Genomic DNA, 21432 nt, shown 5'->3' on the forward strand with positions numbered 1-21432 from the left:
CACCACCTCTGACTACGAGATGGAACTTACCTGCGGCATCCTATCCTGTCTTCGACACGCGGGGGCCAGGTACTCCGAATACGAGATTCCGGCACCAAATCAAGGTTTTCGCTACACCGTGTAGAAAAATATTCACCGAAAGCTGGGTAAAAGATGAAAACTCACCCCGAGACGAGTAATAATGGGGTTGTGTCAACTGCCACTGCATCTCAAACAGCGCCAGCACATCCGGTTGTCAATCGTCCGAATGTGACCACGGTGGGCTTCATCGTGTTCCTCGCGAGCGACCTGATGTTCTTTGCCGCGCTCTTCGCCATGTACTTCACCATTCGATCCGTCGTGCCGGAATTATGGGAGACCCAGACCGAGGTCCTCGACATTCCATACGCGCTCGGCAACACGCTCATTTTGGTGTCGTCTTCATTCACCTGCCAGCTGGGCGTCTTCGCAGCGGAGAAGTTCCGTCCCCGCCGGACGGGCTCTCTGTTCAACATCGCCAAATGGGGAATGGTCGAGTGGTTCTACCTCACCTTCCTCCTTGGCGCGGTCTTCGTCTCCGGCCAGGTGATGGAATACGCCACCCTGGTCAGCGAGGGCATCGCCATCAACAGCGATGGCTATGGTTCCGTCTTCTACCTGACCACCGGGTTCCACGGTATTCACGTGACCATCGGACTCATCTGCTTCCTGCTCGTGATCGGACGAGCATACGGAGCCAAGAAGTTCGGTCATCATGAGGCCACATTCGCGATCTGCGTGTCCTACTACTGGCACTTCGTCGACGTCGTCTGGGTGGGTCTCTTCGGAGTCATCTACCTCCTTCAGTAGTCGGCTCGAGATGCTCGGCCATTCGGACGTACAACATTTAAAGCAAAGGACGATCACGTGAAGCTTTTAGCAGATCGCCGCAGGCATCCAATGGCACTGGTTGTGCTGCTCTTGGTGGGCCTGCTGATGACTGGCGGAGCCTACGCACTCTTCACTCAGACATCGAGCGCTAAAGCAGATACTGCCAGCGCATCGGATGTCGACGAAGGCAAGAAGCTCTTCGCTGCGAACTGTGCAACATGCCACGGACTCAGCGGCGAGGGCTCGAAGGCCGGACCGGGTCTCATCGGAGTTGGTGCAGCAGCAGTTGACTTCCAGGTCGGAACCGGGCGCATGCCGCTGCAGTCCAATGGTCCGCAGGCACGCGTCAAAGAACCCCAGTTCGACGAAGAGCAGACAGCTCAGCTGGCTGCCTATGTCGCTTCGCTGGGTCCTGGCCCAGCCGTCCCTGAGGACGAAAACCTCGATGCGTCCAAGGGTGATCCTGCTGCAGGCGGCAGTCTCTTCCGCACCAACTGCGCCATGTGCCACAACGTGGTCGGCGCCGGCGGTGCTCTGACCCGAGGCAAATACGCACCGAACCTGGCGGATGTCTCCGAGAAGCACCTGTACGAAGCGATGCAGACCGGTCCGCAGAATATGCCAATCTTCAACGACGCGAACCTGACTCCCGATGACAAGCGCGATGTGATCGCCTATGTCAAAGAGGTGTCGGATACTCCCTCGCCCGGTGGTTTCAAGCTGGGGTCCCTGGGACCGGTGGCTGAAGGCCTCTTCATCTGGTTCTTCGGCCTCAGCGCAGTCATCGGACTGACAGTATGGCTGTCGTCCAGGGCAAAGTGAGTCAGTCAATGTCGTTCAGTAATCACCACGAGAAAAGACGGGGAATTCAATGACCTCGAAAGACCACTTCGGCGGCGGCAGCCAGCTCGAGGAGTTGAATGGGTTCACGAACCCTGGGCTGCCGGAACACAAGCCTCGGCTTGCTGACGAAGACCCGAAGGCCGCAAAGGTCGCCGAACGCCAGGTTGCGGCGTGGTTCGTGCTGTCGATGGTCGGAACCATCTGGTTCATCGTCGCCTACTTCCTGTTCTCTCCCGGCGAGACGATGCAGAGCATTCGACTCCACAACACCTCCATCGGCCTCGGCGCCGCGGTCGCGATGTTCTCCATCGGCGTCGGTGCCGTTCTGTGGGCGAAGAACCTCATGAGCGATCACGAGGGAATCGATGAGCGTCATGACATCGGTGGCAGTGAAGAGGATCAGGCAGTTGCCCTTGAGATCCTGCACCAGGCGAAGGAAGAGTCGGGAATCGCCCGACGTCCTCTCCTGCGCAACACGCTGATCGCGGCACTGGCCATCGCTCCCCTGCCCGCAGTCCTCGTATTCCGTGACCTGGGCCCACTGCCCGGGGACAAGCTGTTCCACACGCTCTGGGGCAAAGGCATCCGCCTGATCCAGGACCCGGGTGGCATTCCATCGGTGGAATCCGAGCGCCCGATCAAGGCAGACGACGTCACCATCGGATCGGCCTACCACGTACTGCCATCGGGCATCGGCGATGAAGAGAAGGCCGAACACCCGTTGGAGGAGAAGGCAAAAGCCGCCGTTCTCCTGATGCGCATCGATCCCAAGGAACTCAAAGAGGATCCGGATCGCAAGGACTGGTCACACGACGGCATCGTCGCCTATTCCAAGATCTGCACCCATGTCGGTTGCCCTGTCGCACTGTATGAGCACCAGACACACCACCTGCTCTGCCCGTGCCACCAGTCGACCTTCGACGTGACCGAACACTGCAAGGTCATCTTCGGCCCGGCCAAGCGTCCACTGCCGCAGCTGCCCATCTCGGTCGACAGCGAAGGCTATCTGGTCGCACAGTCGGACTTCCCTGAGCCCGTCGGACCTACGTTCTGGGAGATCAATCACCCATGAGTACTACACAACCCACAACCACCATCGGGAAGGCCGCGAACTTCGCCGAAACTCGAGTCGGGGCTTCAGTCCTCGTCCGCGAGTTCGGACGCAAGATCTTTCCTTCCCACTGGTCGTTCATGCTCGGTGAGGTCGCTCTCTACAGCTTCGTCATCGTTATCCTCTCCGGAACGTTCCTGACCTTCTTCTTCACCCCTGCAATGGGCGAGATGCACTATGAAGGTCCTTGGGCGCCGCTGCGCGGCGTCGAGATCTCAGAGGCATACAACTCGACGCTGGCGATCTCATTCGAGATCCGCGGTGGCCTGTTCATCCGTCAGATGCACCACTGGGGTGCACTGCTGTTCGTTGCGGCACTGAGCATCCACATGCTGCGCGTGTTCTTCACCGGTGCGTTCCGTCGCCCTCGCGAGCTCAACTGGATCGTCGGTGTGCTTCTGGTGATCATGGGAATGGCGGCAGGTTTCACCGGCTACTCACTTCCCGATGATCTGCTCTCGGGCAACGGTCTGCGAATCATTGACGGTATCGTCAAATCATTGCCGCTGGTCGGAACATATCTCTCGTTCTTCATCTTCGGCGGCGAGTTCCCTGGCACTGACATTGTCGCCAGGCTCTACTCCCTCCACATCATGATCGTTCCCGCGCTGCTGATCGCTCTGATCGGCATTCACCTGGTGTTCGTCGTCGTACACAAGCACACGCAGTACCCAGGCGCAGGCAACACCGAGAAGAACGTTGTCGGCGAGCCTGTTCTGCCGACATTCGCAGCCAAGGGCGGAGGCTTCTTCTTCCTCATCTTCGGCTTGCTGGCTCTGATCTCAGCTCTGTTCACGATCAACCCGATCTGGAACTACGGCCCCTATGACCCCTCACCGGTGTCTGCAGGTACACAGCCCGACTGGTACATCGGTTGGGCAGACGGATTCCTCCGCATTGTTCCAGGCTGGCTCGAGTTCTACATTGCCGGCTGGCCGATCTCGCTGAATATCAACAGCGCAGTCATTGTCATGGGCGGCGTGTTCGGAGCAATGTTCATCTATCCGTTCTTCGAGTCCTGGCTGCTCAAGGACAAGCGTGAACACCACATCCTCGATCGTCCACGCAACAACCCCACGCGTACTGCCATCGGTGTTGCAGGCATCATCTTCTACTGCAACATGTGGGCTGCGGCCTCGGGCGACATCATTGCCGTGTTCTTCCAGATGTCACTCAACGACATGATCTACATATTCCGCATCGTGTTCTTCCTCGGACCGATCATCGGCTACATGATCACGAAGCGGATGTGCATCGGTCTGCAGCGCAAGGATCGTGAGATCGCACTGCATGGTCGTGAGACGGCCAATATCATCCGTCTCCCCCACGGCGAGTTCCTTGAGCGTCACGAAGCTCTGCCTCCCCATAAGCTGTGGAAGCTGACAGCGTTTGAGTCGCCGACGTACACGCCTGCGGAGCCGAATGCGGACGGTAAGATCACCGGACTCGAGAAGTTCCGTGCGAAGCTCTCCAAGTTCTTCTTTGAGGACCGTGTTGCTCCAGTGACTAAGCAGGAGCTCGAAGCATCGCACCACGACCACGATTCGGTTGAGTCGAACACTCACAACCAGATCGGTCACTGATCGAGTCTGAGTTCAGATGACGTGATTCTGACGAGTCGACGGTATGACGGAGGGGCCCAACAGTTTATGTTGGGCCCCTCCGTCATACTGTCATCGTGTGCCGCTGAACATTCGAACTCAGTGTTTGAGCGGTCATCCTTCTGCGAGCCACAGTCGACCATTCGTGCTGTAGCCTTCACCATCACCGAGGTGGTGCTGGAGTGTTCCATCTGATTGAAGTCGGCCCAGATCGCAGACTTCTAGCCTTCGATCTGCCCCATCATTCCACGTGCGGCCAGGATCGACACCCGAACTGCGCTGCGGCCCACGAGGGAAGTTCCGACACCCGGCACCGGGCTCTGAATCAGCATCACCAACAGAGACGTCATAGGCTCCGCTCGCTCCTGCTCCCCCGTCGGTCCGATCAGGGGTCGTAGCAGTTTGAACGTGAGATCTACTCGGCGAGGTTCACCGGTGTGTCCTGGGCAGCACGAATACCAAGGTGCCCCCGACCAAACTGCTCGGGGGCACTCCCAGCTGCCGTGAGGATGTTGCGTCAGGTCAGCGTCGTGGACCTTATGCGAGAAGAATCCAGGCATCATTATCATCTGACCGATGCTGATCAACGTGGGGAACACTACGGTGTGCTCGATCGACGTGTTCGGACCGACTGTCGTGAACAACCACTGCCACCGCGTCTAGGTGTGTGCACCAGGTGTCAGCAAAGATCGCGAGCTGTGGCGGTCGTCGACGCGGGCGAAGATCGGTCAGGCCACTACGGTCCCGGGCAACGTGCCCATGTCGATGAAGATGAGGCTGCGTCTGCAGGTGCGATCATTGGGTGGCCGCAGGATTCAGCAGTGTGTGGTTCTGGAACGCGCCGCCGACGGTGAAGATCGCGTGGACCAACACGCCAAGGAGAAGGCTGGTCGAGGCGAGGAGTTGAGTACTGCACTCCGTCCGGCCTGGTCCTCTCAGAGCTCTGGAGACACTCATGGTTGCCAAGGTGGTGACAGCGATCTGGCGGGTCGACTGGCAGACCATTGCCACGGAAGAAGTCGTCGCTGGTGCCCGCGGCTCTGGGACTGATCCATGAGACTGCACGTGAGCACAGCGATGGCCCGAACTCTGATGAGTCCGGGCCATCGCTGTGCTATCTGATATCAGTGTTCGGTCTGGAACGAATCAGTGAGCGTGGTCCCCACGATCATGTTCGTACGACAGTCCGACCAGAGCCACCAGGCCGAGTACGGCACCGAAGGGGAAGATCCACCAACCCATGGCAATTCCGTAGAACGCCACAGCAGCTGCACCGGCACACGCGATCGGCCACCAGCTCCAAGGGCTGAAGAAGCCGTAGTCCGCATCAGCATCGGAGATCTCCGCATGCTCATTGTCCTGGGGCTGGCGACCGACTCGACGGTCTGTCAGCCACAGGTAGACGCCGATCATCAAGGACATCGCACCGACGAGGAGCAGTGCCGGGAATCCGACCATCTCCGAGAAGTCCGTGAAGAAGCCGTAGAAGACTCCAACGGCCGCGAAGAAGATGCCACAGATCACGAAGACATAGATCGAGGATTTCACTTGACATTACCTCCTGTGAGTTGCGGCTCTGCGGTCCCGTGCCCGGCGTACTCGAGCAGTTCCGGGTGGTTCACATCGAATGCCGGGCGCTCGGAACGGATGCGAGGCAGCGAGGTGAAGTTGTGGCGAGGAGGCGGGCAGGATGTCGCCCACTCGAGTGATCCGCCGTAACCCCAAGGGTCATCTACTGTCACCTTCGGTGCATTGCGAGCGGTGATCCACACGTTCCAGAAGAAGGGAACCATGGACAGGCCGAGGAGCATTGCGCCGACAGTCGACACCTGGTTCATCCAGGTGAAGCCGTCTTGCGGGAGGTAGTCGGCATAACGGCGGGGCATTCCGTCGACTCCCAGCCAGTGCTGGACGAGGAAGGTGCCGTGGAAGCCGACGAACAGCATCCAGAAGTGAATGTGTCCCAGCTTCTCATTGAGCATCCTGCCGGTCCACTTGGGCCACCAGAAGTAGAACCCGGCGAACATCGCGAACACGACGGTACCGAAGACCACGTAGTGGAAGTGGGCGACCACGAAGTAGGAGTCAGAGACCTGCATATCGAGAGCAGGGCTGGCCAGGATGACACCGGTGAGACCACCGAAGAGGAATGTGACGAGGAACCCGATGGACCAGACCATCGGAGTCTCGAAGGTGATCGACCCTCGCCACATCGTGCCGACCCAGTTGAAGAACTTCACCCCAGTCGGAATCGCGATGAGCATCGTCATGAAGGCGAAGAACGGCAGTGCGACGACGCCGGTGACATACATGTGGTGCGCCCAAACAGTCACAGACAGTGCCGCGATCGAGATCGTTGCGAAGACCAGTTCCTTGTAGCCGAAGACGGGCTTACGGCTGAATACTGGGAAGATCTCCGTCACGATGCCGAAGAAGGGCAGAGCAATGACATAAACCTCCGGGTGACCGAAGAACCAGAACAGGTGCTGCCACAGTATCGGCCCACCGTTGCCGGGGCTGAAGACGTGTGATCCCAATACTCGGTCAGCTCCCAACACGAGCAGAGCTGCCGCGAGAGGCTGGAAGGCCATCAAGACGAGGATGCCGGTGATGAGGGTGTTCCAGGTGAAGATTGGCATACGGAACATGGTCATACCTGGAGCACGCATCGTGATGATGGTGGTGATGAAGTTGACCGAGCCGAGGATCGTTCCGATTCCCTGCAGCGCCAAGCCGAGTACCCAGAGGTTTCCGCCGGCACCCGGAGTGAACGTTGTATTGCTCAGAGGCGCGTACGCGGTCCATCCGAACGAGGCAGCACCCTGAGGGGTGAGGAAGCCGGAAAGGGCGATCAGCGAACCGAAGAGGAACATCCAGAAGGCGAAGGCGTTGAGACGGGGGAAAGCCACGTCCGGCGCACCGATCTGCAGCGGCATGATCACGTTGGCGAAGCCTGAGAACAGCGGAGTTGCGAACATCAGCAGCATCAGCGTGCCATGCATGGTGAACAGCTGGTTGTACTGTTCCTTCGTCTCAATGATCTGCATACCCGGATCGAAGAGCTCGAGCCGGATGATGAGCGCCATGACGCCACCGACGCAGAAGAAGATGAACGATGCGATCAGGTACATGTAGCCGATCGTCTTATGGTCGGTCGACGTGATCCAGTCGACGATGACCTTTCCCTTGCTCCGAGGAACAACAGGGGCATCAAGAGCCGGCTGATTCATCGTTGCGGTCATTTTTCAGCACCTTCTTTCGGGTACCAGTTGCGATCGTACTCAGGACCGAGCTGACCCTTGTTGCCTTCGTCGCCGAGGGACTTGGTGTAGTCCTCGAATTCGGCCTTGGATACGACCTTCACGTTGAAGAGCATCTCCGAGTGGTACTCACCGCACAGCTCGGCGCACTTGCCTACGTACTCGCCTTCTTTCTCGGCGCGCAGATGCAGACTCTGGTCGTGACCAGGAATCATGTCGCGCTTCTCGAGGAATGCGGGGACCCAGAACGAGTGGATGACATCGCGTGAACGAAGTTTGATTTCGAGGTCGGTGTCGACCGGGAGGTAGAGGGTCGGCGCCTTCTCCCCCGGCTTCTCAGAGCCGTCGAGGTGAACCTGCGTACCTGCGTAGTACACGTCTTGATTGACGTAGTTGAAGTCCCACGCCCATTGTTTTGCGGCGACTTCGATGACCTGTTCACCTGGAGTGGTGTCGTCGGTGGTCTTCTCCATGACCTGGACGCTCTGGAAGAAGAATCCGAGAACCAGGATGACTGGGGTGACCGTGAACAGGATTTCGATCGGCATACTGTAGCGCAGCTGCACAGGCAGTCCGCGATCGTTCTTGCGGCGGCGGTAAGCGACCATCGACCACAGGATGAGCCCCCAGACGATCAGCCCCACGATCAGCAGGGCGATCCATGCGCCGTTCCACAGTGAGGTGTAAGCCTCGGTGTGGTTGGTGGCGCCCTTCGATTCGGCGGGGAAGAATCCTGTGGAGACTTGCTCTTTCGTGCAGCCGGACAGCAACGCCAGTACAGCGACGGCGCCCAGAGTGCCGAGCCGCTTCGCCCAGGACCTTCCCGGTCCTGCCTGATTCGGAGAATCCACGTGCAGCCTTTCACAACCTTATTCGTCCTCCGGGTGCCCGAAGAACGAATTCTTACTATGTCAGTTACCAGAGTACCGCTACAAGCGGTAGAAATTCACATGCAAATGATCATTTGTTGAGAATAACCTGACAACGATTCCCGCGGAGAGCGGAATCTAGCCGAGCGGAGTAGTCGAGACCGCTGATCTCCGACACGCCGAGGCTTGCCAGGTGTGATGTCTGCCACTGAGTATCGATGAGCCATCCATTTGCGTCGTCAACGGTGTCGACCGAGGTGGGAAGCGTTGGAGCCGTGATTCCATCGAAGAGGGAGACGAGGTGGACAAGTGCGGCTTTCGAGGCATCTCGCTGGGTATGGAACATCGATTCTCCGGCGAAGAACGAGCCCATGGCCACACCGTACAGACCCCCCACGAGGACGCCTTCTGATCTGACTTCGACAGAATGAGCCCACCCGTCAGCGTGGAGGCCCAAATAGAGGCCGATGATGTCTTCGGTGATCCAGCTGCCGGGCCTGCTCGGATCCGCACAGGCGCGAATGACCCGTTCGAAATCCGTGTTGACGCTGCACTCGAAACGGCGCATCGATTTGCGCAGGCTTTTGCTGACTCTGAGGTCTCCCGGGAAGAGCACACCGCGACGTCGCGGAGCCCACCATCCCACTCGTCCGGTGCCGCCGCTGCCGATGCCCATGGGGAACAGTCCGGCCCGGTACGAAGAGAGGACCTGGGGCTGCGTTGCCGTGTATGACACGGCGCGCAGATCCTCCAGGTCCATCTCAGTGACTTTCAGGTCTGTTTCAGCGGGCGGACATCAGTGGAACGAGTCGCCGCATGCGCAGGAGCCGCCAGCGTTCGGATTGTCGATCGTGAAGCCCTGCTTCTCGATGGTGTCAGCGAAATCGATGGTCGAGCCACCGAGGTAGGGCACGCTCATCCGATCCACGATGACCTCGACTCCGTCGAAGTCACGCACAGCGTCACCGTCGAGCTGACGCTCGTCGAAGTACAGCTGGTAGATCAGACCAGAGCAGCCGCCGGGCTGAACGGCCACACGCAGGCGCAGGTCATCGCGACCTTCCTGCTGCAACAGGCTGCGCACCTTGTCGGCCGCCGTGCTCGACAGCTCAACCTCGTGCGTGGCCATCGCTTCGTTCGTCACAGTCATGGTTACTCCTTATTTCGATCCTGCCTGTCTCCAGGCTACACCGCGCACAACGCTATCGACGATGAACCTATTCCCGAGTCGCCCTCAGCCGACTGCCAGTTTCTGCAGAAGGAGCGCCTCAGCGACGATTGCCGCCTTGAAATCGGGCAGATACAGCGACTCATTGGCGCTGTGTGCTCTGGCGTCCGGGTCCTCGACTCCGGTGACCAGGATAGAGGCCTGCGGGAACACCTCGAGGAGATCGGCGATGAACGGTATCGAGCCGCCGATGCCCATAGTCACGGACTCCTGCCCCCACGCTTCGGTGAGGGCGCGTTGGGCGGTATGCACCACGGGATCGTTCATATCGGCCTGCCACGGGCTGCCGCCTTCCGTGTCGCCGATGGTGAGGGTGGCGCCGAAGGGAAGATTGTCACGCAGGTGCGCTTCGACAGCCTGGACTGCGTTCTCGGGTGTGTCTCCTGGGGCCAAGCGGATCGACAGCTTTGCCCGCAAGCTCGACTGGAGAGTGTTCGAGGAGACGTCGACGTCGGGAATGTCGAGTCCGATGACTGTGATCGAGGGCTGGGTCCACAGTCGGGACGCCAGGGACCCGGAGCCGATGAGTGAAGTCGATTCGAGAACACCGGAGTCGGAGCGGATCGTTGACTCTTCGTAGTCGATGTCACTGTCGACCTGTGCCTTGAGTCCTTGCACGGCAACGGAGCCGTTGTCATCGTGGAGGCTGCTCAGCACTCGTGTCATAGCCAGCATCGCGTCGGGGACGATTCCGCCGTACATTCCCGAATGCACCGCGTGATCGAGCGTGGAGATCTCGAATTCGATGGCGCACATGCCCCGCAGACTCGTTGTCAGAGCTGGCGTGCCCGCCGCCCAATTCCCCGAATCCGCGACGACGATGACGTCGGCAGCAAGCTTGTCCTGGTAGGTCTCAAGGAAGTTGCGGAAGCTCGGGCTGCCGGCCTCTTCCTCGCCTTCGATGAAGAGAGTCACTCCTACGCCGAGGCGGTCTGCCAGGAGCCGCAGCGAGGTGAGGTGGACCATGATGCCGGCTTTGTCGTCGGCGGCCCCGCGACCGTAGAGCCGATCCCCGGTCCGGCTGGCGACGAAGGGTTCGGTGTCCCAAGCGTCGGGCTTGCCCGGAGGCTGGACGTCGTGGTGTGCGTAGAGCAGGACAGTCGGTGCCCCTGCCGGAGCCGGCACCGAGGCGACAACAGCCGGGTACCCGTCCGTTCCGTCCCCCTGTGCCGCGTTCAGGATGTCGACGTCGAGGCCCAGATTGCGGGCGAGGCCGGCGACTGCTTCAGCGCTGGCTCGAACGTTCGCGGGATCGAAGCTCGGCCAGGCGACCGAGGGGATCGCCACGAGATCGGTCAGCTGGTCGATGACCTCGTCGAAAATAGTGTCGAGTTCGGCATGCAATTGTGCACTGTCCAGTGCAGGAGTCGATTCGCTCATTCTCCAAAGGTAGTATTCATTAGGTGTTCGGAAGCAAAAAATCTCATGAGGATGCGCAATCCTCCGACAATCGACCGGTGAACGATGACGGTTCACACCCTGGTGCTGCCACGCAGCGTGAGGCTGAGCAGAAGAAAGGACGGCCGACGCCCAAACGCAGTCAGCAGGAATCGGTGCGCAAGCAGCCGCTGGTTTCGAAGGATCGCAAGGTGGCGAACCAGAGGGCCAAGGAACAGACGCGCAAGGACCGCGATCGGGCCCGCATCGGCATGATGAACGGTGAAGAGCAGTACCTCACACGCCGCGACAAAGGTCCCCAGCGTCGCTACGTTCGCGACTACATCGATGCTCGCTTCTCCATCGGAGAACTATTCATCCCCGCCGCGATTCTGATCTTGGTTGTGGCATTCACACAGCCGGTCGCCATTCAGCAGTACTTCACCTACGCGGTCTGGGGCCTGCTGGCGTTGGTCATCCTCGACGGCGTGATCGTCAACTATATCCTCAAGGGACGGTTGAAAGCCAAGTTCGGAACCGTCGAACGAGGCCTGGCCTTCTACGCGATCATGCGCAGCGTCCAGATTCGTCCGCTGCGCATGCCGAAGCCTCAGGTCAAGCGCCGCCAGTACCCCGAGTGAGCAGAGTCCGCGCACGCCTGGCGCGGATGATCCGTCCGGGCCAGAACGGTCCGGAGTAGATCATCTCCGAATAGGACTGAACAAGATCAGCGCCCGCCGCAAGTCGGGCGCTGACGTCATTGGCATCAGCGATTCCGCCGACCGAGATGATGCTCAAGTTCTCGCCGACGGTGGCTTTGACCAACCGCAGGACCTCCATCGACCGGCGAGCCAGCGGTCGGCCCGAGATTCCACCAGCCTGGCCGCGAGCGAAGTCCGCTTCCCGACCACTCAGCACGTCCCGATCGATCGTGGTGTTGGTGGTGATGAGGCCATCGACACCCGAACGCACAGCGAGATCACAGATCTCAGCGACATCGTCGTCGTTGAGATCGGGTGCGATCTTGACCAGCAGCGGCACATGACCGAGCGTGGAACGAGGAGTTGTGACCACCTCGGCGGCGGCAGAGCGCACGGCGTCGATGATGGGCTCCAGACTCGACACAGACTGCAGGTCACGCAGACCCGGAGTGTTCGGCGAACTCACATTGATGACGAGGTAGTCAGCCAGAGGCGCACAGAACCGCGCTGAACTCGCATAGTCCTCGACCGCATCGGCAGCGTCGACGACCTTGGTCTTGCCGATGTTGATCCCGATGATCGGACGCTGCGCAGACGGCAGGGAGGCAATCGACCTCCGCTGCTCTTCGATGTTGAAAGCGGCCTGCCGGGCACCCTGGTTGTTGAAGCCCATCCGATTGAGCAGTGCAATATTGTCGCGCAGGCGAAACAGTCGCGGCTTGTCATTGCCGGGCTGAGCATGAGCGGTGATCGTGCCGACCTCGATATGGCCGAAGCCCAGCGCAGACAGAGCGCGAATCCCCTCACCGTTCTTGTCGAAACCAGCTGCGAGTCCGAGGCGATTGGGAAAGCGCAGGCCCAGCACATCCACCTCATCGCGGGTGCCGCGGGCCAGAACCAGACGCAGCAGACGTCCCAGACCAGGGACGGAGTCGAGGATTCTCAGCGCTGTGAACGACACATGATGTGCCCGTTCGGCATCCATAGGGGCGAAGAAGAGTCTGAAGATAAGTGAGTACACACTCCCAGAATATGTCAGGTGAAAGATCGGCCGAAGTGCGGCACGGTTCGCAGACATCGAGAATTCACACAGATCCCTGCTCAGAACGGTCACCGTTTATCCATCCCCCGTGAAATGGCATTAGGATCGATTCAACGTTCAAAGACGATGAAAGGGAATATATGCCCAGTGCATCCACGCCCACCAGCTACTCTTCGACCACACTCGTGAAAGCCACCGCTTCTGTTCTGGTGTTGGGAGTCGCTGACGACAAGGTCCTCGGCCTCGACACTGCGAAAACCGCACGCACCGCTCTGGAGGACGTGGTCCGCGCCATCGAATTCAGCGGCAAGGCCGGATCCACAGCACGAGTAGCCGCGCCCAAGGGCTTCTCCTCCTCGAGTATCCTGCTGGTCGGTCTCGGCACCTTCGACTCCACAGCGCGCGGCACCGACGCCGCAGCGAAGTCGCACGAAGCCCTCCGCCGCGCCGCAGGCAGTGCCCTGCGTGCCCTCGACGGTGTGGATTCGATTGCCATGGGCCTGCCGGCCATCACCGCCCAGGCTGTCGAAGCCGTCACCATCGGCGCAGGCCTCGGCGCCTACCGCTACATCGACTACCGCAGCCAGGACGCAGACAAGGTGCCCGGAACAGTCTCCATCCTCGGGCCCAAGAGCAAAGAGCACTCGGCGGCACACGCCAGCGGCGCGATCATCGCCGCAGCGACGAACCGGGCCCGAGACCTCGTCAACACCCCTCCCCTCGATCTCTACCCCGAATCCTTCGCCCAGCGCGTCAAGGACCAGGGCAAGGAACGCAAGCTCAAGGTGAGCGTCCTCGGCGAGAAGGAACTCCAGGCCGGTGGATACGGTGGAATCATCGGTGTCGGCCAAGGTTCAACTCGCGGCCCGCGCCTGGTCAAGGTCGAGTACTCCCCCAAAGGCGCCGAACGCCACGTGAGCTTCGTCGGCAAGGGCATCACCTTCGACTCCGGCGGCATCTCCCTCAAGCCCGCAGCGAGCATGGAGGACATGAAATCCGACATGGCCGGCGCCGCAGCCGTCGTCCAGGCCCTGTTCGCCATCGCAGACCTGGGACTGCCCGTCCGTGCGACTGCCTGGCTGCCCCTGGCCGAGAACATGCCGGGATCATCGGCCACTCGACCCAGCGACGTGCTGCATATGCGCAGCGGCAAGACGGTCGAAGTCACCAATACCGATGCCGAGGGCCGATTGGTTCTCGCCGACGCATTGGCAGACGCCGACGCAGAGAATCCCGATCTGCTCATCGATGTGGCCACACTGACGGGAGCACAGGTCGTGGCCTTGGGCAATCGGACATCAGGCGTCATGGGTGCTGAGGCTGCACGCAGTCTCGTGACCGCCTCGGCGACGGAAGCCGGCGAAGAGATGTGGGCAATGCCGATCCCCGAAGAGATGCTCTCCGGTTTCGACTCCAACGCAGCCGACCTGAAGAACTCCGGACCGCGCCCCGGCGGTATGCTCGCCGCCGCCGCATTCCTCCAGGAATTCGTCAGCGAGGACGCTAACTGGGCCCACATCGACATCGCCGGACCGAGCTTCAACACCGGGTCCGCGTTCGGCTACACCCCAGTCGCCGCCACCGGCGCGGCAGTTCGGACCCTCATCCAAGCAGCGAAGCAGGTGAACTGACACAACAGTTTCTACACACTGTCGATCTTGACGTGATCATCACCACCTGTGTCCAAACAGACAGCGTGTGCTTTCGCCCTTGGCGAGAAAAGTGGAAAGATAGAAGGAAAGCTGCGTAAGGCAGGCTTATTCACAGCTACGAGGAGTAATCCGTGAGTGACTCATTGACCTACGACCTTGTCGTTCTGGGCGGCGGAACCGGCGGCTACGCTGCCGCGCTGCGTGCTGCAGAGCTCGACATGAAGGTTGCTTTGATCGAACGCGACAAGGTTGGCGGCACATGCTTGCACCGCGGTTGTGTTCCGACGAAGGCGCTTCTGCATGCTGCAGAAGTCGCCGACACAGCGAAGGAATCGTCCAACTTCGGCATTGAGGTCGAATTCAAGGGCATCGACATCGAGAAAGTTCTCGACTACAAGAACAATGTCATTTCTCGTAACTACAAAGGCCTGCAGGGTCTGGTCAAGGCACGTGGAATCGACACGTACTTCGGCACCGGCAAGCTCGTCGGCAAGGATACGGTCGAGGTCGAGGGTGAAGACGGCAAGCACACCGTCACCGGCACCAACGTTCTCCTGTCAACGGGTTCGACGTCGAAGACCATCGGCCTCGACATCACCGAGCGTGTGATCACGAGCACCGAAGCCCTCGAGCTCGACAAGGTCCCCGGCTCGGCGATCGTTCTCGGCGGCGGCGTCATCGGCGTCGAGTTCGCCAGCGTGTGGTCGTCGTTCGGTGCCCAGGTCACCATCGTTGAGGGACTCAAGCACCTCGTGGCCAACGAGGACGAGACGATCTCGAAGAACCTCGAACGTGCCTTCAAGAAGCGCAAGATCGGCTTCAAGCTCGGTACCATGTTCAAGGGCGTCGAAGAGACCGCCGACGGAGTCAAGGTGACTCTCGAAGACGGTTCGGTCCTCGAAGCCGAGTACCTTCTCGTAGCTGTCGGCCGTGGCCCGGTCACCGACGGCTTCGGCTTCGAAGAGCAGGGCATCCCCATGGACCGCGGATTCGTCCTGGCCAACGAGCGACTCCACACCGGCGTCGGCAACATCTACGCCTGCGGCGACATCGTTCCCGGCCTGCAGCTGGCCCACCGTGCCTTCGGTCAGGGAATCTTCATCGCCGAGGAGATCGCTGGACTCAACCCGGTTCCTGTCTTGGAGTCCGGTATTCCTCGCGTGACCTACTGCGAACCCGAGATCTTCTCTGTCGGACTCTCGTCCAAGCAGGCCGAAGAGCAGTATGGAGCCGACAGCGTCGAATCCATCGAATACAACCTGGGTGGCAACGGCAAGTCCGTGATCCTGAATACCACGGGTCTGGTCAAGGTCATCCGTGAGAAGGACGGACCCGTCGTCGGCGTCCACGGCATCGGCGCTCGACTGAGCGAACAGGCAGGCGAAGCCCAACTGATTGTCAACTGGGAGGCATTCCCAGAGGAAGTTGCGCAACTCATTCACGCTCACCCGACGCAGAATGAAGCACTCGGCGAGGCCCACCTGGCCCTTGCCGGCAAACCCCTGCACTTCCACTCTTAAGATCCGAGGAGACGAAAGACATGTCGAATTCCGTGCAGATGCCGGCTCTCGGTGAGTCGGTGACCGAAGGAACAGTCACCCGCTGGCTGAAATCCGTCGGTGAAGAAATCGAAGTAGACGAGCCGTTGCTCGAGGTGTCGACCGACAAGGTCGACACGGAGATCCCCAGCCCGTACGCAGGTGTCCTGGAGAAGATCTTGGCCGACGAGGACGATGTCGTCGAAGTCGGTGGAGACCTTGCCTACATCGGCGACGGCAGCGGATCCGATTCCGCAGACTCGACCGAGGCAGAGGACACATCCGATGAGGACTCCTCTGAAGCAGCCGAGGAATCCGAGCCCGCAACGGCAGAGGAAGCCGAGGAGCCAGCCTCTGACTCCGCAGACGAATCGGCTGCTGAAGCACCGGCCTCATCGGGTTCCGAAGGCGAGGGCACGGAGATCACCATGCCAGCGCTGGGTGAGTCCGTGACCGAAGGCACCGTTACTCGCTGGCTCAAAGAGGTCGGCGAAGAGGTTGAGGTCGACGAACCTCTGCTCGAGGTGTCCACCGACAAGGTCGACACCGAGGTCCCCTCCCCCGTGGCAGGCACAGTTCAGGCACACCTGGCCGAAGAGGACGAGACTGTCGAGGTCGGCGCACCGTTGGCTCGCGTCGGCTCAGGTGCTCCCGCCTCCTCCGACTCGGGATCCTCCGATTCGGAGTCGGCTGAGGCAGATTCTTCCGCCGCTGAAGAGGAAGCTCCGGCCGAAGAGCCTGAGGAAGCACCTGCCGAGGAGCCAGAGGAAGAAGCACCTGCCGAGGACGAGGAGTCCGCACCCGCAGAAGAAGCACCGAAGCAGGAGACCTCTGCCCCGGCCGCTTCGAAGCCTGCCGCGGCGAAGTCCGAGAGTTCGGCATCTGCTCCCGCCGCTGCTGACACCGTTGGTGAGAATGCCGCATATGTGACTCCTCTCGTGCGCCGTCTGGCACGCGATGAGGGAGTTGATCTGAGCTCGGTCACCGGCACCGGTGTGGGCGGACGCATCCGTAAGCAGGACGTCGCCGCCGCGGCCGCGAATCGTGGTTCGGCAACGTCGGGTTCGGCAGCTCCGGCAGCCGGCGGTGCGAAGGCACCGTTCAAGCTCGAGATTCCCGAAGAGGCCGCGAAGCTTCGTGGCACCACGGAGAAGGCTTCGCGAATCCGGCAGACGATTGCCAAGCGGATGAGCGAGTCCCTCGAAGTATCGGCTCAGCTGACCCAGGTGGTCGAGGTCGATATGACTCAGGTCGTGAAACTGCGCAAGGCCAACAAAGAAGCCTTCCAGTCAAAGCACGGCTCGAAGCTGACCTACCTGCCGTTCTTCGGAAAGGCCGTCGTCGAGGCGCTCAAGCAGCACCCGAAGGTCAACGCACAGTACGATCTGGAATCTCAGCAGATCACGTACTTCGATCATGAGCATCTGGCGATCGCGGTGGACACTCCTCGTGGACTCCTCGTGCCTGTGATCAAGGACGCTGGCGACCTGAGTATCGCTGGGATCTCGAAGGCCATCGACGATGTCGCAGACCGGACTCGCAACAACAAGATCATGCCTGATGAGCTTTCGGGTGGAACGTTCACCATCACCAATATCGGTTCGGTGGGAGCTCTGTTCGATACTCCGATCATCAACCAGCCGCAGATGGGCATTCTGGGCACGGGTACGATCGTGCGACGTCCGATCGTCGTCAAGACTGCAGACGGGGAAGAGTCCATCGCCATCCGCGACATGGTCTACCTGCCGTTGACCTACAACCACCAGTTGGTTGACGGTGCGGATGCAGGACGATTCCTGCAGACGATCAAGGCACGTCTGGAAGAAGGCAACTTCGAGGCGGATCTCGATCTCTGATATGTTCCAGAATCAGTTCCTGCGGTGAGTCGCCAGATTCTCCAGGGAGATGGGAAGGCCGGTCACGGATGTGGCCGGCTTTTCTCATGCCTTCGGGCCTCTCCCCCAATCAGCCGGCGATGTCCGTGACTGCGAGAATCTTCCAGCCGCTGCCATGAGGCACCAACTCGAACTCGACGTGGGTGGGTTCGAACCCTGACTTCTTCCCTTGGGCCGTGACGCTCGTCGACATGCGGGCCTGGACCCGGATGTGGTGGTCCGTCTGCTCTCTGACGACCGGATCATCCAATTCGATGGCGTAGTCATTGCCGACGAAGGCATGGAGGTCGAGCAGCTCATCGGCTGCTGCAGCGGATGAGTCGGGGACGGTCAGTGCCGCCAAGGCCTGTTCATCACCGGCGCTCAACGCCTCTGAGCGCTTTAGACAGAGGTCATCCAGCAGGGCAAGAATCTGGCTGTCCGACATCCTCCCGGGAACTCTGTCCGGCTCGCTCGTTCCCGGCTCGCTCGTTCCCGGCGCTGAGCTCTCTGCCGAAGACGGGCCCGTGCCCTCTGGCGAACTCACCGAGGCTGCACTTCCCTCCGTACTCCACGACCTGACCAGGACGACCCCGCCGAGGATCGTCACGAGAACTGCAAGGAGAGCCCAGGCTCGCGGCCCGGTCATCAGCTTCTTTGGCCGTCGTTCCATAGTGTGCAGCCGATCCAGCAGACTGCGACAGCCCTCACCGAACGTCGATGACAGACGAGTCAGCACGTTCGGACTCACTCGGCCTCGGCGATGTCCCCGTCCTCGCCGACGATCACCTTCGCGGCTGGCTGCCCGCAGCCGTCCTGCGGCGCCTGTGGCCTCGGATCGACGTGACGCCTTCGCAGCATGGGGCGAACGCACAGGCGTAGGTGACCTGGCGGCTCGCAATCGCGCCGTCAGGGCCTGTCCGGGGTCGAGGTCGGGTTCAGCAGGCAACAGCGGGAGCGCACTGGCGGCCCCTGTTCGACGCAGTGCCGCGCTGACCTCGTCAAAGGTGTCGTTGAGACTGGAAACGGCGCACGAGTCGTCCAGCAGCTGTGCCACCAATGTCTGCAGCGGCTGGGAACAGCTGGCCAGTGCGACGGAGACCGGAAGGGGACTCTGCTCCCACGGACGACCGTGCGCCGCGTGGTAGATCAACTCTCCGACCGCGCCCCGGGTCGAAGCTGGCGATGTCCGGCTGATTCCGGGAATGATCCGGGGGTGGCCATCGGCATCGAGGCCGATGCTCTCAAGGCAGAGACGGGATTGCGCATCGCTGCTCCCCCGCAGCTCGTCGACGATGCCGAGGAAGAGCGTGCTCAACTCCCCTTCCACCAGCCCCTGGTAGGAACGGACAGCGTCGAGGACGAGGCCACCGGCAAGTGGTTCCACGAGGAGAAGCGAGGTGCGGCCGGTAGGCAGGTCGACCTCGGCGATGCCGAGAGCGTCCGGGTGATCTGCGTCGAAGCCGCCATGGGCGACTCCCCAGAGCGTCTGCCCCTGAGCATTCACCAGTCGATGGATGTCATCAGAGACCGGTGCTTGGAGTTCCCACGTCATTGTTCGTCATCTCCGTCGATGGATTACGCGGCATTTATAGTGCTAGATGATCATGTTTGCTTCTCTTTAATACTGTTTGATATCGTGGGGTATGTCAACAGGGTTCGCGCACCCAGAGGTGTCGAGGCTCATCTTCAATGAAATTGAACCCCCGGGACAAGAGACATAGTCTGGAGGCATGCCTCTGGTCACCGAAACACTGGGCTTCGCACCCGTCTACTCGGACTACCTGCGAACCTGGGACTTGCAGAAGAAGTATCACGAAGAAGTGCTTGCTGGGGATCGCAGCTCAACGATTCTCCTGCTCGAACACCCGCCGGTCTACACTGCCGGAAAACGCACGGAAGACCACGAGCGGCCGACCGACGGCACAGAGGTCGTCGATGTCGACCGTGGAGGGAAGATCACCTGGCATGGACCGGGTCAGCTCGTCGCCTACCTCGTGTACAAGCTCAACGACACCAAAGAGGTCAGACTGTTCGTCTCTCAGCTCGAGGATTCGATGATCGAACTCCTCGCTGAATACGACATCGAAGCCACGACCGTCGAGGGACGCGCGGGTGTTTGGATCCTCGGAGACGGAACCCGCCGTGACCGGAAGATCGGCGCAATCGGCATCCGCATCCACGAAGGCGTGACCATGCACGGTCTGGCACTGAACTGCAGCAATGACCTCGCTGCCTACGAATCGATCATCGCCTGCGGGATCGCGGACGCCGACACCACGACCATGAGTGCAGAACTCGGCCGAAGCGTGACACCTGAGGATGTCGCGAGCCGCCTTGACGAGATCCTGCACCACCACATCACAGCCTAGGAGAATGACGTGACCATAGCGCCAGAAGGCCGTCGCATGCTCCGTGTCGAAGCACGGAACTCAGAGACGCCGATCGAAGACAAGCCAGCCTGGATCAAGGCAAAGGCCCATATCGGCCCCGAATACACGTCTCTGAAATCACTGGTTCGCAAGCAGGAGCTGCACACTGTCTGCGAGGAAGCCGGCTGCCCCAATATCTTCGAATGCTGGGAAGATCGCGAAGCGACGTTCCTCATCGGTGGCGAACAGTGCACACGACGCTGTGACTTCTGTCAGATCGATACAGGCAAGCCTGCCGACTTCGATGCCGATGAACCTCGCCGTGTTGCAGCCTCCGTCGGAGAGATGGGCCTGCGCTACTCGACGATCACCGGAGTTGCCCGCGACGACCTCGACGACGGCGGTGCATGGCTGTATGCCGAGACCGTACGTCAGATCCACAATCTCGACAGCACCGATGGAAGCGGTACGGGCGTCGAACTCCTCATCCCTGACTTCAACGCTGAACCCGATCAGCTGGCCGAGGTCTTCTCCTCGCGTCCGGAGGTGCTGGCACACAATGTTGAGACTGTCCCCCGCATCTTCAAGCGGATCCGACCGGCCTTCCGCTACGAGCGGTCCCTGTCCGTGATCACCCAGGCACGCGACGCCGGCCTCATCACGAAGTCCAACCTCATGCTGGGCATGGGTGAGACGAACGACGAGATCATCGAGACTCTGCGCGACCTGCACGAGGCTGGGTGCGATCTCATCACGATCAACCAGTACCTGAGGCCCTCACCGCGCCACCATCCCGTCACTCGGTGGGTCAAGCCGGCCGACTTCGTGATGCTGCGCGATGCCGCACAGGACATCGGGTTCTCAGGCGTCATGTCCGGTCCCCTGGTGCGTTCCTCGTACCGTGCCGGCCGCCTGTGGGCGACCGCGATGCGCCATCGTGGGGAGCAGATCCCCGCCCACCTGTCCCACCTTGACAAGCACACTCCTGCCAAGCAGGAGGCTCAGGCCGTCGTGGATACATTCGGTCCGGGCGAAGAGGTAGACTTGACTGCTGAGCAATGAGAGCGCTCGAGGCCCGGCCTCGACGCCGATACGCCATTCAAGAGCAAGTGAGA

General features: G+C 60.6%; 19 protein-coding genes. 10 read left to right on the top strand and 9 right to left on the bottom strand.

Features of this window, described 5'->3' with window-relative positions:
- The first annotated feature begins 189 nt into the window (after nt 1-189).
- From ctaE to qcrB, 4 genes are read left to right on the top strand one after another with little or no spacing between them, the layout of a single operon-like run.
- The gene (gene ctaE / locus HU144_RS12860; RefSeq protein WP_442862658.1) at nt 190-828 is read left to right on the top strand and encodes an aa3-type cytochrome oxidase subunit III; all 639 of its coding nucleotides are present in this window, start codon (nt 190-192) and stop codon (nt 826-828) included.
- Between the two features lie 57 nt (nt 829-885).
- Nucleotides 886-1671, top strand: a complete 786-nt coding sequence (gene qcrC, locus HU144_RS12865) for a cytochrome bc1 complex diheme cytochrome c subunit (RefSeq protein ID WP_198396145.1) — start codon at nt 886-888, stop codon at nt 1669-1671.
- A gap of 49 nt (nt 1672-1720) precedes the next feature.
- Nucleotides 1721-2764 carry a cytochrome bc1 complex Rieske iron-sulfur subunit gene (gene qcrA / locus HU144_RS12870; RefSeq protein ID WP_235351649.1) on the top strand — a complete coding sequence of 348 codons (1044 nt, stop codon included), beginning with the start codon at nt 1721-1723 and terminating at the stop codon, nt 2762-2764.
- Nucleotides 2761-4386 (top strand): cytochrome bc1 complex cytochrome b subunit, encoded by a 1626-nt coding sequence (gene qcrB, locus HU144_RS12875; protein ID WP_235351650.1) that lies wholly within the window; start codon nt 2761-2763, stop codon nt 4384-4386. The genes qcrA and qcrB overlap by 4 nt, the downstream gene beginning before the upstream one ends.
- A gap of 239 nt (nt 4387-4625) precedes the next feature.
- Here the strand turns inward: qcrB and HU144_RS19250 are convergent, their stop codons facing one another.
- From HU144_RS19250 to HU144_RS12905, 7 genes are all read right to left on the bottom strand, one after another.
- Complete coding sequence (locus tag HU144_RS19250) at nt 4626-4754, bottom strand: hypothetical protein (protein ID WP_268825894.1); 129 nt, start codon at nt 4752-4754, stop codon at nt 4626-4628.
- A 796-nt stretch (nt 4755-5550) separates the two neighbouring features.
- Nucleotides 5551-5952 (bottom strand): cytochrome c oxidase subunit 4, encoded by a 402-nt coding sequence (locus tag HU144_RS12880; RefSeq protein ID WP_198396142.1) that lies wholly within the window; start codon nt 5950-5952, stop codon nt 5551-5553.
- Nucleotides 5949-7646 (bottom strand): aa3-type cytochrome oxidase subunit I, encoded by a 1698-nt coding sequence (ctaD, locus tag HU144_RS12885; RefSeq protein WP_235351651.1) that lies wholly within the window; start codon nt 7644-7646, stop codon nt 5949-5951. Before ctaD ends, HU144_RS12880 begins: the two co-directional genes overlap by 4 nt.
- Nucleotides 7643-8515 carry an aa3-type cytochrome oxidase subunit II gene (gene ctaC, locus HU144_RS12890; protein WP_198396140.1) on the bottom strand — a complete coding sequence of 291 codons (873 nt, stop codon included), beginning with the start codon at nt 8513-8515 and terminating at the stop codon, nt 7643-7645. The genes ctaD and ctaC overlap by 4 nt, the downstream gene beginning before the upstream one ends.
- Nucleotides 8516-8624: 109 nt before the next feature.
- On the bottom strand, nt 8625-9293 hold the full coding sequence (gene aat / locus HU144_RS12895; RefSeq protein WP_235351652.1) for a leucyl/phenylalanyl-tRNA--protein transferase: 669 nt from the start codon (nt 9291-9293) through the stop codon (nt 8625-8627).
- Nucleotides 9294-9329: 36 nt separating this feature from the next.
- Entirely contained in the window at nt 9330-9683 is a 354-nt protein-coding gene (locus HU144_RS12900) for a HesB/IscA family protein (protein WP_101618722.1), read from the bottom strand.
- 84 nt (nt 9684-9767) lie between these two features.
- The gene (locus HU144_RS12905; RefSeq protein WP_235351653.1) at nt 9768-11141 is read right to left on the bottom strand and encodes a dipeptidase; all 1374 of its coding nucleotides are present in this window, start codon (nt 11139-11141) and stop codon (nt 9768-9770) included.
- A 77-nt stretch (nt 11142-11218) separates the two neighbouring features.
- Here HU144_RS12905 and HU144_RS12910 point away from each other — a divergent pair, with 77 nt between their 5' ends.
- Nucleotides 11219-11779 carry a DUF3043 domain-containing protein gene (locus HU144_RS12910; protein ID WP_235347010.1) on the top strand — a complete coding sequence of 187 codons (561 nt, stop codon included), beginning with the start codon at nt 11219-11221 and terminating at the stop codon, nt 11777-11779.
- Here HU144_RS12910 and HU144_RS12915 read toward each other — a convergent pair.
- Complete coding sequence (locus HU144_RS12915) at nt 11754-12860, bottom strand: quinone-dependent dihydroorotate dehydrogenase (protein WP_235351654.1); 1107 nt, start codon at nt 12858-12860, stop codon at nt 11754-11756. The genes HU144_RS12910 and HU144_RS12915 overlap by 26 nt on opposite strands.
- Nucleotides 12861-13021: 161 nt before the next feature.
- On the opposite strand from HU144_RS12915, the gene HU144_RS12920 reads away from it, so the two are divergent.
- The 3 genes from HU144_RS12920 to sucB all read left to right on the top strand — a co-directional run bounded on the left by HU144_RS12920 (nt 13022) and on the right by sucB (nt 17927).
- Complete coding sequence (locus tag HU144_RS12920) at nt 13022-14512, top strand: leucyl aminopeptidase (RefSeq protein WP_235351655.1); 1491 nt, start codon at nt 13022-13024, stop codon at nt 14510-14512.
- Between the two features lie 152 nt (nt 14513-14664).
- Entirely contained in the window at nt 14665-16053 is a 1389-nt protein-coding gene (gene lpdA / locus HU144_RS12925; protein ID WP_009884655.1) for a dihydrolipoyl dehydrogenase, read from the top strand.
- 20 nt (nt 16054-16073) lie between these two features.
- Nucleotides 16074-17927 (top strand): 2-oxoglutarate dehydrogenase, E2 component, dihydrolipoamide succinyltransferase, encoded by a 1854-nt coding sequence (gene sucB / locus HU144_RS12930; protein WP_235351656.1) that lies wholly within the window; start codon nt 16074-16076, stop codon nt 17925-17927.
- Nucleotides 17928-18036: 109 nt separating this feature from the next.
- Here the strand turns inward: sucB and HU144_RS12935 are convergent, their stop codons facing one another.
- On the bottom strand, nt 18037-19500 hold the full coding sequence (locus HU144_RS12935; protein WP_235351657.1) for a hypothetical protein: 1464 nt from the start codon (nt 19498-19500) through the stop codon (nt 18037-18039).
- A gap of 178 nt (nt 19501-19678) precedes the next feature.
- On the opposite strand from HU144_RS12935, the gene lipB reads away from it, so the two are divergent.
- Together lipB and lipA are read left to right on the top strand one after the other, a co-directional pair.
- Nucleotides 19679-20317 carry a lipoyl(octanoyl) transferase LipB gene (gene lipB, locus HU144_RS12940; protein WP_198396132.1) on the top strand — a complete coding sequence of 213 codons (639 nt, stop codon included), beginning with the start codon at nt 19679-19681 and terminating at the stop codon, nt 20315-20317.
- A gap of 9 nt (nt 20318-20326) precedes the next feature.
- A complete protein-coding gene (lipA, locus tag HU144_RS12945) occupies nt 20327-21379 on the top strand; it encodes a lipoyl synthase (protein ID WP_198396131.1) in 1053 nt (350 codons plus the stop codon).
- Nucleotides 21380-21432: the final 53 nt, after the last annotated feature.

Source organism: Brevibacterium sp. UCMA 11752 (assembly GCF_021532235.1).
GTDB classification, from domain to species: Bacteria; Actinomycetota; Actinomycetes; order Actinomycetales; family Brevibacteriaceae; genus Brevibacterium; species Brevibacterium antiquum.

What these genes read in the sequence shown, in the direction of transcription:
- qcrA (WP_235351649.1), top strand. Translation starts at nt 1,721, where the DNA reads ATGACCTCGAAAGACCACTTCGGCGGCGGCAGCCAGCTCGAGGAGTTG.
- qcrB (WP_235351650.1), top strand. Translation starts at nt 2,761, where the DNA reads ATGAGTACTACACAACCCACAACCACCATCGGGAAGGCCGCGAACTTC.
- HU144_RS19250 (WP_268825894.1), bottom strand. Translation starts at nt 4,754, where the DNA reads ATGACGTCTCTGTTGGTGATGCTGATTCAGAGCCCGGTGCCGGGTGTC.
- ctaD (WP_235351651.1), bottom strand. Translation starts at nt 7,646, where the DNA reads ATGACCGCAACGATGAATCAGCCGGCTCTTGATGCCCCTGTTGTTCCT.
- aat (WP_235351652.1), bottom strand. Translation starts at nt 9,293, where the DNA reads ATGGACCTGGAGGATCTGCGCGCCGTGTCATACACGGCAACGCAGCCC.
- HU144_RS12900 (WP_101618722.1), bottom strand. Translation starts at nt 9,683, where the DNA reads ATGACTGTGACGAACGAAGCGATGGCCACGCACGAGGTTGAGCTGTCG.
- HU144_RS12905 (WP_235351653.1), bottom strand. Translation starts at nt 11,141, where the DNA reads ATGAGCGAATCGACTCCTGCACTGGACAGTGCACAATTGCATGCCGAA.
- HU144_RS12920 (WP_235351655.1), top strand. Translation starts at nt 13,022, where the DNA reads ATGCCCAGTGCATCCACGCCCACCAGCTACTCTTCGACCACACTCGTG.
- sucB (WP_235351656.1), top strand. Translation starts at nt 16,074, where the DNA reads ATGTCGAATTCCGTGCAGATGCCGGCTCTCGGTGAGTCGGTGACCGAA.
- HU144_RS12935 (WP_235351657.1), bottom strand. Translation starts at nt 19,500, where the DNA reads ATGACGTGGGAACTCCAAGCACCGGTCTCTGATGACATCCATCGACTG.
- lipB (WP_198396132.1), top strand. Translation starts at nt 19,679, where the DNA reads ATGCCTCTGGTCACCGAAACACTGGGCTTCGCACCCGTCTACTCGGAC.